This window comes from Streptomyces sp. NPDC002935 (assembly GCF_040611295.1).
GTDB lineage: Bacteria > Actinomycetota > Actinomycetes > Streptomycetales > Streptomycetaceae > Streptomyces.
In genome coordinates this window covers 243,495-256,209 of sequence record NZ_JBEXNW010000003.1, presented here as the reverse complement: position 1 = coordinate 256,209, position 12,715 = coordinate 243,495, and the positions used below count along the sequence as shown (strand labels likewise).

Annotated in this window: 8 protein-coding genes and 1 pseudogene; 4 read left to right on the top strand and 5 right to left on the bottom strand. The window is 71.2% G+C overall.

Translation table 11 applies throughout. The features are described from left to right. The first annotated feature begins 20 nt into the window (after positions 1-20). Both ABZX90_RS05165 and ABZX90_RS05160 read left to right on the top strand, forming a co-directional pair. Positions 21-1,190 carry a lactate 2-monooxygenase gene (locus ABZX90_RS05165; protein WP_351125367.1) on the top strand — a complete coding sequence of 390 codons (1,170 nt, stop codon included), beginning with the start codon at positions 21-23 and terminating at the stop codon, positions 1,188-1,190. Next, positions 1,187-2,161, top strand: coding sequence for an NAD(P)-dependent oxidoreductase (locus ABZX90_RS05160; protein WP_355201591.1), 975 nt, complete (start codon positions 1,187-1,189; stop codon positions 2,159-2,161). Before ABZX90_RS05165 ends, ABZX90_RS05160 begins: the two co-directional genes overlap by 4 nt. Before the next feature lie 75 nt (positions 2,162-2,236). On the opposite strand, the gene ABZX90_RS05155 is transcribed toward ABZX90_RS05160, so the two are convergent. From ABZX90_RS05155 to ABZX90_RS05140, 4 genes are all read right to left on the bottom strand, one after another. Next, positions 2,237-4,267 (bottom strand): RICIN domain-containing protein, encoded by a 2,031-nt coding sequence (locus tag ABZX90_RS05155; RefSeq protein WP_355201589.1) that lies wholly within the window; start codon positions 4,265-4,267, stop codon positions 2,237-2,239. Positions 4,268-4,827: 560 nt separating this feature from the next. Continuing rightward, positions 4,828-5,400 (bottom strand): TIGR03086 family metal-binding protein, encoded by a 573-nt coding sequence (locus ABZX90_RS05150; RefSeq protein ID WP_351125376.1) that lies wholly within the window; start codon positions 5,398-5,400, stop codon positions 4,828-4,830. 396 nt (positions 5,401-5,796) lie between these two features. Further along, a complete protein-coding gene (locus ABZX90_RS05145) occupies positions 5,797-6,405 on the bottom strand; it encodes a hemerythrin domain-containing protein (protein WP_355201588.1) in 609 nt (202 codons plus the stop codon). Further along, a complete protein-coding gene (locus ABZX90_RS05140; protein ID WP_355201586.1) occupies positions 6,402-8,015 on the bottom strand; it encodes an MFS transporter in 1,614 nt (537 codons plus the stop codon). The genes ABZX90_RS05145 and ABZX90_RS05140 overlap by 4 nt, the downstream gene beginning before the upstream one ends. 189 nt (positions 8,016-8,204) lie before the next feature. Here ABZX90_RS05140 and sigJ point away from each other — a divergent pair, with 189 nt between their 5' ends. Beyond that, positions 8,205-9,176, top strand: a complete 972-nt coding sequence (sigJ, locus tag ABZX90_RS05135; protein ID WP_355201584.1) for an RNA polymerase sigma factor SigJ — start codon at positions 8,205-8,207, stop codon at positions 9,174-9,176. Further along, on the top strand, positions 9,173-10,732 hold the full coding sequence (locus tag ABZX90_RS05130) for a cytochrome bc complex cytochrome b subunit (protein WP_355201582.1): 1,560 nt from the start codon (positions 9,173-9,175) through the stop codon (positions 10,730-10,732). Before sigJ ends, ABZX90_RS05130 begins: the two co-directional genes overlap by 4 nt. On the opposite strand, the pseudogene ABZX90_RS05125 reads toward ABZX90_RS05130, so the two are convergent. Next, positions 10,643-12,482 (bottom strand): annotated as a pseudogene (locus tag ABZX90_RS05125) (sugar-binding domain-containing protein). The gene ABZX90_RS05130 and the pseudogene ABZX90_RS05125 sit on opposite strands and share 90 nt — an antisense overlap. Positions 12,483-12,715: the final 233 nt, after the last annotated feature.

The window sequence follows — 12,715 nt, the reverse complement described above, 5'->3', positions numbered from 1 at the left end:
ACGAGAGGCGGGACGTACGGATGGCGAAGCATTGGGCCGACTTCCAGTACGAGATCTATCTGAACGGAATGACGGGCGCCGTACCGCGGCTGCCGACCGATCTTTCCCGGCTGGAGGAACTGACCGAGCAGCGACTCGGCCCCGGTCCGGTCGGCTATGTGGCGGGCAGCGCGGGGACCGGCAGCACGGCGCGCGCCAACCGGGAGGCCCTGGACCGGCGCAGGATCGTGCCGCGCATGCTGCGCGATGTCCATGAACGCGACCTGTCCGTCGAGGTGTTGGGGCGCCCGCTGCCCGCACCGCTCGCGCTCGCCCCGATCGGCGTGCTGTCGATCATGCATCCCGACGCGGAGTCCGCCGCGGCGCGGGCCGCCGCCGCGCAGGGCGTCCCCTACATCCTGTCCTCCGCCTCCAGCACCCCCATGGAGCAGGTCGCCGAGGCCATGGGCGACGGCGAGCGCTGGTTCCAGCTGTACTGGGCGAAGGACCGCGAGGTCACCCGGAGCTTCCTGGACCGGGCGAAGGCGGCCGGGTTCACGGCGCTGATCGTCACGCTCGACACGCCTCTGCTGGCGTGGCGCCCGCGCGATCTCGACCAGGCGTACCTGCCGTTCCTGCACGGCGTGGGCACCGCCAACTACTTCTCGGATCCGGCGTTCCGGGCCGGTCTGGCCAAGCCCGTGCACGAGGACCCGAACGCGGCCGTGATGCACTTCGTGAGCATGTTCGCGGACCCCGGCAAGACCTGGCCGGACCTGGCCTTCCTGCGGGAGAGCTGGGACGGGCCGATCGTCCTCAAGGGCATCCTGCACCCGAACGACGCCCGGCGTGCCGCCGAGGCCGGGATGGACGGCGTGGTGGTCTCCAACCACGGCGGCCGGCAGGTGGCGGGGTCGGTCGCGGCCGCCGACGCGCTGCCCCGCGTCGTGGAGGCGGTGGGCGACCGGCTCACCGTCCTCTTCGACAGCGGGATCCGGACGGGCGACGACATCTTCAAGGCGCTCGCGCTGGGCGCGCGGGCGGTCCTCGTCGGACGTCCTTACGCCTACGGGCTCGGCCTCGACGGACAGGCGGGCGTCGAACACGTCGTCCGCTGTCTGCTCGCCGAGTTCGATCTCACCCTCGCCCTGTCCGGGCACGCCCGCCCGGCCACGCTCGGCCCCGACGACCTCATCGAGGAATCCGCATGACCGTCACGAAGAACGTGCTGGCCGTCGTCTCTCCGCATGTCGGCGGCCGTACGGCGGGAGCCGCACTCGCCACGCTCTTTCCCGGGCAGGTGCGCGTCACCGTCGTGGAGGCGACGGACGAGGACCCCGCCGCGCTGCGCGAGGCCCATGTCGTCGTCACGGGCCTCGGCCCGGTGACCGCCGAACACATCGCCGCCGCACCGGACCTGGAGCTGATCCAGTGCGCGAGTCACGGCTTCGACTACGTCGACCTGGACGCCGCGCGTGACCGGGACGTGCCCGTGTGCAACATCGGTTCAAGCGGCGCCGAGAAGCAGAACGTGGCCGAGCAGACGTTCGCTCTCATGCTCGCCCTGGCCAAGCAACTGGTGCCCGCCCACACCGCGTTGACCGAGGCCGACTGGGCGCTGCCGCGGCTCCAGCAGTCGATCACCGAGCTGTCCGGCAAGACGCTCGGCATCATCGGACTCGGCCACATCGGCGAGGAGGTCGCCCGTCGCGCGGTCGCCTTCGACATGAGCATCGTGTACTCCGGGCCGAAACCCGTGTCCGCCGAGACGGAGGCCCGCCTCGGCGCCCGCCATGTCGAACTCGACGAACTGCTGCGCACATCGGACTACGTCAGTCTGCACGCGCCGCTCACCGAGGCGACACGGCACCTGTTGAACGCCGAGCGGCTCGCGCTCCTCAAGCCGACCGCGTTCGTCGTCAACACCTCGCGGGGCGCCCTGATCGACCAGGACGCCCTCGCGGACGCTCTGCACGCGGGCGCCCTGGCCGGAGCGGGGCTCGACGTCTTCGACCCCGAACCGCCCACTGCGGACCTGCGGTTGCTCAAGGCGCCGAACGTGGTGCTCTCACCGCACGTCGCCGGTGTCACCCGCGAGACCCTCGTACGGATCGCGCTGGCCGCCGTCCAGAACGCCGCGGACTTCGTGGCGGGCAAGCCGCCCCGGGACGTCGTCTCGTAAGCCGCCCTGTCGCCCCTTCGCCCCGCTGTCGTGCCGTCGTGGCGTACGGCAACGGGGCGTCGACGACCCGTGGCGTTACCAGCCGATGCCGCCGACCACTGCGCCGCTGTCCTCGATATCGACGCCCTGAGGGATCGCGGCGATCTCGGTGACATCGGCAATTTCAGTGATATCGCCGAGATAGTCGACATCAGCGGCATCGGGGAGCGGCAGCGGCAGGACGGGCCGGGGGCCCGGGTCGGCGCCGTGGCCGTCGCCGACGGTCACCGTTCTCGGCTGCCCCCGGTAGGTCTCCGCCGGGGTGGCCTCCGGGTCCGCCGGCACGCCCGCCGACGGTTCGTCCGCGGGCTCGCTCGGCGAGGCGGGTGAGCCGTCGGAGGACGAGGGTCCGCTCCGGGGCCGGGGCGAGCTTGTCGACGTGCCCACGATCGGCAGCGAATCGAGGCCGGCCGACGAACCGTCGGTCCGCCACCGCTGCGCGTCGGAGCCGTCGCGGACCTTCGCCACCACATCGGCGTCAGGGTCGGTGGAGGCGGGTGCGACGGCCAGTCCGTCGTTCCAGCGGGGCAGCAACTCGCCCTGCGCGGTGAGGTCGTAGCGCATGTCCTCGCCCTGCTTCGCGTCCTCGGCGACACAGCGGCCGAGGAAGGCGACACCGTTGTCGGCGTGCGAGTCGAGGCAGAGCTCCGGACGGGCGACGCTGCGCAGCAGTCCGTCCTTCTCGTACGACCACTGCTGGGTCCAGGCGGACGAGCACACTGCCAGCCTGGCCCCGGCGCCTTCCTCGGCCGTGGCGCCCCGGATGTCGAGGCACAGGTCCGCGTCCAGGTTGCGCAGCCGGGTCCGCCCGGCCTTGGCGGGAAGTCCGGCCGGGTTGGACGGCGCGGAAGCGGGCGGTGTCCCGGAGCCGGGGGCGGGCGACAGCGTGCGGCTGCTGCTCGCGCCGGTGGTGGACGCGGGGTCGGCGCCACCCTCCTCGTTCGGCCACAGGCTGACCGCGAGGACGGTGACCAGCAGAGCGGCCGAGAGGCCCGCTCCAGTGACCAGCGCCTGGGGCGGCCGCTCGCCCGACCTGGCGGCGCGGCGTCCCGTCGAGGGGGCCGACGAGAACGACGAGACCGACGACAGCAGACGATGACGTCCACTCGTCGCGGGGCGGCCGGCGCCTCCCGAGCGTCCGCCGTCGCCGGAGCGCCCGCTCTTCTCGGGACGTCCTCCGCCCCGCTGCCGTCGGCCTCCGAACGGGGAGACGCTCCGGAGGCGTGGCGCTTGCCCCGCGCGACCCGGGCGGGAGTCGAGATAGCGGCGTGCCCCCCAGCCGAGTACCGACTCGGCGATCAGAACGCCCAACCCGCCCTCGAAATGGCTGAGTTGCTCGGCCGCGTGCCGGCAGTAGGCGCACTGCGCCAGATGCTGCTGGACATCCGGGAGCAAGGTGCCGCCGCGGCGAATCGGTACGTCGAGGAGCCGGTTGTAGAAGCCGCATTCCCTGGTCGGCGCGAGTTCCCGGTGGGCTCGTACACAGCCTTCCCGGAATTGTTCACGGGCCTGTTCCCAGGCGGCCGACGCGATGTCGGTGTCCATGCCCGAAAGGCCGGCCGGCACGGACAGGGACTCGGCCTCCACCTCGGTGTGCCACAACAGGCATCGGGCGAGGCCGGGAAGAGTCAGGAACGCGCGCTCGGCGAGCGTGCGGTTTTCGGCCGTCATGGACTTCGCCGCGCGCATACCGCGGCCTCCCGCGGGTTTCCTCAAGTCCGGCAGAACGCCGGATATCCGATCGTCCGCCGACCAGTTCCGGACCGTGTCCCTTACGGTCACAAGAAGTTGGGGCCGCAGTGCGAGAGCCGGTTCGCCGCCCCCGAGCCGGTCGAGCACGTGATGGAAGGAGGCCTCAGTGACCATGGAGGCGACGTGTCCCGACGTGGCGAGGCAGATCACCGCGTAGTCGTACGTCGGCTTCCAGTGGCGGGCCGTCAGCAGGGCGACGGGACGGGTGGTGTCGCCCTCCGCCCGGCCTCTCAGCAGCGCGGCGACGGCCTCGTCGGATTCGCCGGGAACGCCACTGGGCGGATACTCGGGAAGCGGGGGGTGGGGGGTGCGCACGGAGCGGGTTCCTTCCGAGGTGCAAGGCGGCACACAGAAAGTGCTTGCCCGTCGAAAAGGAGTCCTGATTGGTGTGGACCTTTTTGACGGAGCGCCGGGAAAACGGCCGGGGACGAAGGCCGTGCGGCGACCGTCGGTCAGGAGCCTCTTGAGCTCATCGACAGCCGGGAATGGCGAACAGCGATTCAGACCCGGCCATTGACCAAGCGCGGGAGGCTCACCCTCGCACAACACACTCATGACCAACAAGGCGGACGGGCAAGATCAGCCCTATTGAAAGAATGTCAAAAGCGGGCGGCAACTCACCGGGGTCGCACCGGCTTTCGATATTCCATGCGCCCCGTGTGAACCGTGCGCACACGCCGGGCTCTCTCGCACGCTCCCGGCGCAGGGGGCTCCGTAGTCCACTGGGACCGGCCCTCTCACAGGCCCCGCGCGGGAAGGCGGCTCTTCCGCGCGAAACCGGCCGCCGACCCCGTTCCTCCCGCCCTCGGTCGGCGGCCCCGAGGGGCTTCGTCATCCGTCAGCACCTGGGCGTGGCGGTAGGTCCGGGCGGGTGCTCAGGCGGCCTTCCGGCCGGTCAGAGCGAGCAGTCGCTCCATGGACGTGGCGTCGGGGGCCGGCTCGACCTCGGGCCCGAAGACCCCGTTGGCGCGGGCGCCCTCGGCGATCTGCCCGGCGAGGGCCGTCACGGTGCCGATCACGTCGTCGTCCGCGGTGAACGACTGACCGGTGGCGGTGGCCAGGTCCCAGCCGTGCACGGTCAGTTCCATGATGGTGATCATGCCGGCGAATGTGGCGGGGCGGGCGCTTCCGGCGAAGGGCGTCTCCCCCTCCCAGGCACCCGGCTCGGCCCATGCAGCGGCGAGCTTGTCGAGGAGGGGCGGGAAGACCACCCAGGGGGCCTGGGTCAGTGCCGTCGGGGCGTCGGCCGGCACCGGTTCCTTCGCGGCGGCGTAGGAACCGGCGACCAGCGAGCCGAGCAGATGCTCACTGAGCCGGTGGACGTCGAAGTCGTCACAGGGGGTGGGGAGCTCACGCTTGCCGTCGAGAGCCGGCCGGCGCGTGTGGTCCTGGAGGTTGCGGGCCGCCCGGGCCAGCTGGTCGGCGAGCTCCACGGGGTTGGCGTTCATGACGGTTTCTCCTGTTCGAAGGGGTGGTCCGGCGACGCGCTGGACGGTTCACCCATGACAGACCCGGCTCGGCCCGAAAAGGAATCGCGCCTGCCGGTCCCGGCGTGCGACATGAGGCGCGGAGAGGACCGGCGAACCTGTGCCGTCCGTCCGGTGTGACTCCGGAGCTCTTCCTTCTTCACCGACGCCGGTGGCTGTCCTGGCAGGGCGTCGAGGGCGCGTTCGACCCGCGGCCCGGTGGCGCGTACCGGAGGCGGGTCGCCGGCGACTCCACCGTCGCCGGGCGCTTCGAGCTGGGTGGAGCGGACCCGCACCTGACCGTCCGCCGCCCCGGGCCGCCCGGTGCCGCCACGAGGAGCGGCCACGAGCCTGCACGAGCCGCCATGAGCCGCCGGGTCAGCTCCCCCACAGCCCCCTCCTGCGGTAACCGGGTTCCCAGAACAGGCGGTTGAGGACGCGGACCGGAGGCGGCAGCGCGCCGAGGAAGGCGGCGCGGTCGGCGGGCGCGATGCCGTCGACGATCCACGGCACGAACACGGCCGCGCCACGCAGACCCTGCGTCCTGCGGATGCGGCCCGTGAAGGCACCCCAGTCCTCGGGGGTGAGCACCTCCTGGATGAGCGGCAGGGCACTCGCCTCCTCGTGCGCGAGATGGTCGTCGAGCGTGCCGGCCAGCGCGTGCACCAGCGCGGGGAGTTCGGCCGACTCGGTCGTCAACGTCCTGTCCACCGCGTCCAGTCGGGGTGCCAGCCGGGCGTGCTCGGCCTCCATCTCCGCGAGCAGGGCGATGTCCGCGGGACGGCCCTCGACCGCACGCAGCACGCGTGGCCACAGGTCGCTGTCCTCGGCGGTGTGGTGGATGTGCAGCTGGCACGTGAAGTTGGCCCATCCGGAGCGGACCGATGGGGTGAAGGCGGTGCCGTCCGCGGCCGCCTTGCCGAGGCGTTCCAGGTCGCGCCGGAAGGCGTCGTGGGCGGCGTACATGACGGTGAGGTCGATGCTCATGAGCCGGCTTCCTCCAGTTCGGGCTCGTACACGGGCAGGGCGTGCGGGTTGGCGGACGGGCCGCAGTGCCGGCGTACGGCGAGACAGGCGAGCGCACCGGTCAGCAGGACGCCTGCGGAGAGCAGGACCGCGGGACCCATGGCGTCCACGAAGCCGTGGCCGAACACCTGGCCGCCGAGCTCCCGCATGCGGTCGGCGACATCGCGCGGCGCCCCGGACGGAGCGCCGGTCGTCTGCCGGGCGGACACATCGGACTCGGCCCGGGAGAAGGCGGCGACGAAGCCGTCGCGATAGGCGGCGGGAAGCTGTCCCGCGCGCTGCCGTGCCTGGTCGGTGAGCGACTGCGCGAGCTGCGCCTGGAGCACGGCCCCGACGACGGCGCCCGCAAGGACCGAACCGACCTGCCGCAGGGCGTTGTTCACGCCCGAGGCCGCGCCGGAGAGCCGTGCCGGGACGTTGCGCATGACCTCGGTGGCCATGGGCGCGAAGGTGCAGCCGGCGCCCAGTCCGGCCAGGAAGAGCGGGAAGGCGACCGCCGTCCAGCTCGACCCGACGTCGGCCGCCGCCACGATCCAGACCAGTGCGGCCGCCCAGGCGAGCAGCCCCGACATCAGGATGAACCTGCCGCCGATCCTGTCCGCGAGGACCCCCGCGGGACCGGCCATCACGAATGAGCCGAGGGCGAGCGGCAGCAGCACGAGACCTGACTTGAGCGCGCTGAAGCCGAGGACGGACTGGAGGTAGATCGTCAGCGGCAGGAACATTCCGATGACACCGAAGGACACGGTGACGCCCACGAAGTTGATGAGGGTGAAGTTGCGGTCCCTGAAGAGCGAGAACGGGACGAGCGGGTCACGGCTCTGCCGGCCGCGCTCCTGGACGAGGAACCCGGCGAAGAGCGCCGCGGCCGCGCCGAACAGCGACCAGATCCAGCCGTTCCAGTCGTAGCGCTGCCCCTCGGTCAGGCCGAAGGCCAGACAGAACAGCGCACCCGAGGCGAGCACGACGCCGAAGGTGTCGAAGCGATGCCGTACCGAGCGCCGCGAACCCGGGATGATCGTCAGGGCGAGGACCAGGACCAGGGCGCCGAGCGGCAGATTGACGTAGAAGATCCAGCGCCAGTCGAGATGGGTGATCAGCGCGCCCCCGATGATCGGCCCGAGGGCGCCGGAGATCCCGGCGACGGCACCCCAGACACCCATCGCGGCACCGCGCCGGTCGGCCGGGAACACCTCCGCGATGATCGACAGGGTCTGCGGCATGAGCAGTGCGGCGCCGAGTCCCTGGACCGCGCGGAAGGCGATCAGCTGGGCCGGATCCCGCGCGAGGCCGCAGGCCAGGCTGGCCACGGTGAACAGGGCGACCCCCGCGACGAACAGGTTCCGTTTGCCGCGCAGGTCGCCGAGGCGTCCCGCGGTGATCAGCAGGACGGCGAGGGCGAGCGTGTAGGCGTTGACGACCCACAGGATCTCGTCGAGTGAGGCGTCCAGGTCCTGGCCCATGTCGGGGATCGCGATGTTCACGATCGTCAGGTCCAGGAGCGTCATGAAGAACCCCAGGGAGAGCGTGACGAGAATCGCCCAGGGGTTGCCGTGCCATTTCTTGAACACGATGTGTGTCTCCTTGTGCCGGAACATCGGAGTGCCGGGACATCCGACTCGCGTTCAAGAGGGCGGTCGTCGCGATCGGTGTGACACACAGAACCCGACATGAGACGTACGTCACATTTCGGCCGTCGGATGTCACATCCGGGCCCGCTTCTCCCCTCGCAGTAGTGAGCGCATCAAGGGAGGCGAGTCATGTCCGAACGCCCCGAGGCGGACACCGACGGCGCGACGCCGGTCTTCGTCGAGCACCGGGAGCTGCTGTTCGCCATCGTCTACAACATCCTCGGTACCGTCGCCGACACCGAGGACGTGCTCCAGGAGACCTGGCTGTCGTGGACGGGCCGCGCCCACCGCTCCCCGATCGAGGACATCGGCAACCCGCGCGCCTACCTCGTCCGCATCGCGGTCAACCACGCACTCGCGCGGCGCGCCGCCATCACCCGCCGTCGGGAGACGTATGTGGGCCCCTGGCTGCCGGAACCCCTGCTCGACGAACCGGCCGCCGACGACTCCGCGGACGACCGCACCCTGCGCTCCGAGTCCGTGTCGCTGGCGTTGCTGGTCGTCCTGGAGTCGCTGACCCCGCTGGAGCGCGCGGTGTTCGTGCTCAACGAGGTGTTCGGTTACCCGCACAACGAGATCGCGCAGGTCATCGACCGTACTCCGGCGGCGGTCCGCCAGCTCGCGCACCGCGCCCGGGAACACGTGCACGCCCGCCGTCCGCTCTACCGGGCCCATCCGCGCGTCCGGCGGCAGGCGACCGAACGCTTCGTGGAGGCGGCACTCGGCGGTGACATCACCGCGCTGATGGAGATCCTCGCGCCGGACGTCACGGTGTGGACGGACGGCGGCGGCAAGGCGCGCCCGGCGGGGCTGCGGCCGGTGCACGGCCGGGACAAGGCGGCACGCCTGCTGGCCGGCTACGCCACCCGCCGTGGCTCCGGCCTCGACGTCCGCTACCGGCGGGTCAACGGCGACGACTCCGCGGTCGTCTTCGACGGCGCGTCGCCGTACGCGGTCATGGTCATGGACCTCACCCCGGACGGCGAGCGGGTGTCCGACGTCTACATCGTCACCAATCCCGAGAAGCTCACGCACGTCCGGCGCGACGAGGGAACCGACGCGGACGACCTCACAGAGGCCGCGGACGGGAGGCGGGGATGACGACCACCGGACGAGCGGGCGGGCAGGCGTCCTCCGGCGAACGGGTCGCCGACTGGCTCGACGCCCGCCTCGGTCTCCACTCCCTCGGCAGGCGGTACCTGCGCAAGGTCTTCCCGGACCACTGGTCCTTCCTGCTCGGCGAGATCTGCCTCTACAGCTTCGTCGTCCTCGTCCTCACCGGCGTCTACCTCACCCTGTTCTTCCATCCGTCGATGAACGAGGTGGTCTACCACGGCAGTTACGTCCCGCTGAACGGCGTACGGATGTCGGAGGCGTACGCCTCCACGCTCGACATCAGCTTCGACGTGCGCGGCGGGCTGCTCATCCGGCAGATCCACCACTGGGCCGCGCTGATCTTCCTCGCCGCCATGCTCACGCACATGCTGCGGCACTTCTTCACGGGCTCGTTCCGCAAACCCCGCGAGGTGAACTGGGTGTTCGGCTGGACGCTGCTGCTCCTCGGCATGTTCGAGGGCCTGTTCGGCTACTCGCTGCCGGACGACCTGTTGTCCGGGACCGGACTCAGGTTCGTGAACGGGGCGCTCCTGGCGACACCGGTCGTCGGCACGTACCTGTCGTTCTTCCTGTTCGGCGGGGAGTTCCCGGGCCATGACATCGTGGCCCGCTTCTACGCGCTGCACGTCCTGCTGGTCCCGGGGATCATGGCGGCGCTCGTCGTGGCCCATCTGATCCTGGTCGTGTACCACAAGCACACCCAGTTCGCGGGGCCGGGCAGAACCGAACGCAACGTCGTGGGAACTCCGTTCATGCCGGTCTACCTGGCGAAGGCGGGCGGCTTCTTCTTCCTGGTGTTCGGTGTCCTCGCCCTGATCGCGGCGGTCGCGACCATCAACCCCGTCTGGTCGTACGGGCCTTACCGCGCCGACCAGGTGTCGACGGGTGCCCAGCCGGACTGGTACCTGGGGTTCGCGGAGGGGCTGGTGCGGGTGATGCCGGGCTGGGAGATCACGCTGGGGGGCCACACCGTCGTGCTCGGCGTGCTGATCCCCGTCCTCGTCTTCCCGCTTCTTCTGGTCGCCATCGGCGTCTATCCGTTCGTCGAGGCCTGGATCACCGGCGACCGGCGCGAGCACCATCTGCTGGACCGGCCCCGCAACCGGCCCGTCCGTACGGCGCTCGGGGCGGCCTGGATCAGCCTGTATCTGATCCTGCTCGCGGGCGGCGGCAACGACATCGTGGCGACTCGCTTCCATCTGTCGATCAACACGGTCACCTGGACGGTGCGGATCTCCGTGCTGGTCGTCCCGGTCGTCGTGTTCGTCGTGACCCGCAGGATCTGCCTGGGTCTGCGACTGCGGGACCGTGAACTGGTGGCGCACGGCCGTGCGACCGGCGTCGTCAGGCGCCTGCCGCACGGCGAGTACGTCGAGGTGCACCGTCCGCTCGGCCCGGCAGAGCTCCATACGCTCACCGAACACGAGCGGCGAGCCCTCGCGCCAGGCCCGTCAGACGACCGGGACCTCCAGCCGGCTGATCCGCAGTCCGCCGTCGACCGCACCCGGGTGCCCGCTCGCCATGACGAGCCGCAGTCGTGAGCCGCGTACCGCGTCGAAGGTGATCACGGTCGGCGCGTCCGAGGCCGTGGCCCAGTCGACGGCCGCACCCCGCACCGGCGCGTACCGCTTCCCGTCCCACACCGACACCTCGACCGTGGCCGGCCGGGTGTGGGTCGCGTCGACGGTGAAGGAGACCTCGACGCGGTCGACGCGGCGGGAGCGCGCCCAGGCGACCGAGACCCAGTCCTCGGGGCGGGCTCCGCTGAAGGCGGGAAGCAGCGCCGTCGCCGACTTGTAGAAGGCGGTGGAACAGCCGGTGGCCGCGTCGCCGTCGAGCATCGCGACCGGCAACGTGTCCGGGCGGCCCGAGTAACTGGCGTCCGCGTGCGGGTGGTCCGGTGCTGCGGGGTGCTCGGGCGCGAAAGGTGTCACGGGGGTGGTCGCCCAGGACCCGGCCGGGGTGGCACGCACGGTCGTCGAGCCCGGCCGGAGCCCCTCCGCCCTCGCGGTCACCTTCAGGACGCCCGTCCTCGTCCCGGAGCGGACCATGGCGAGTGCCTTGCCGTGGAAAGCGGTCCGGGTGCTCGCCTGATAGCGCTCGGCGCTCTCCTGGCGGCCGTTGTCGAGGCCCGCGATCGATCCGCCGTCGACGTCGAACGCGATCATGTGTTCCGCGTCGGGCACGACGACACCCCGGGCGTCGACCACTTCGGCGGTCACGAACACCAGCGAACGCCCGTCCGCCGCGAAGGAATCCCGGTCCGGCGTCAGGCGAATCGCGTGCGGGGCCCCGGCCGTGCGCAGAACGTCCGTCGCGACCGCCCTGCCGTCGCGCCGCGCCACCGCCTTCAACTCCCCCGGCGCATAGGGGACTTTCGGTGCCGTCGACGCGCAGTTCGGTCTCCAGTGCGTAGCGGTGATCCGGCGTCGCGAAGTCCCACAACTTCGGCTTCTCGACGGTCAGTTCGTGGGTCTCGTCCGTGCGGTCGCCGACGGTGACGGTGATGGCCGTCCGGGCGGCGGTGCGGCCGTCGGGGCCGGTGATCCGTGAGATCACCTGGACTTCGGCCGGGGCTCCGGTCGCGTTGACGACGGTCGTCCGGGCCCGGACGACCGCCCGCTCCCCGCCTACCTCGGGCGTCGTGACGTAGGTGCCCCAGCGCGCGACATGGATCGCCTCCGTCACGACCAGGCGGGCGTCGCGGTAGATGCCGCTGCCCGAGTACCAGCGGCTGCTGGGGAGTTGGTTGCGGACCTGGACCGCGATGACGTTCTCGGCACTGCCGTCCGTGTGCAGCAGACCGGTCAGGTCGAAGGCGAAGCCCGTGTATCCGTAGGGGTGGCGGCCGACCTCCTCGCCGTTGCAATACACGGACGCATCCATGTACACCCCGTCGAACTCCACGGAGATCCGCTTGTCGGCGAAGGCGGACGGCAGGGTGAAGGCGGTGCGGTACCAGCCGAGGCCGCCGGGGAAGAACCCGGTGCCACTGGTGGTGCCGTGGTCCTTCGTGGGGCTCTGCTCGATGCTCCAGTCGTGGGGCACGGCCACCGCGCGCCACGCCGAGTCGTCGTAGCCGGGCCGTTCGGCCCCCGCGTAGGCGCCGGTCGGGTCGGTGACGCCGCCCGCGTCGACCAGGGCGAAGCGCCAGCCGTCGCGCAGCGCGAGCGTGCGGCGTCCCGCGGCGTGCTCGGTGGCCGCCGCCCGGGCGTCGGCCGCGCCGGAGAGCGCGCCGGCGGCGGGTACGGCCGTTCCTGCGATCAATACCGATCTTCGAGTGACCGTCACGGCGGCTCTCTCTCATCAGGACCCATAAGTCATCACAACTGATCGTGAGCAAACAGATTCTGACGGAGAGGCACACGGAGGCGTCAAGGGGCCGGCAGCCCTTACCGTCACGCCCGTCGCATCGGCCGAAAACGCACCCTACGAATGGCTGTCCGAGCCGCCCGGGTTCGGCGGTGCGCCGGGCGCCCAGCCACTAGGCTGGAACCCGGATGACGCGCTTGTTCACTGTGAGT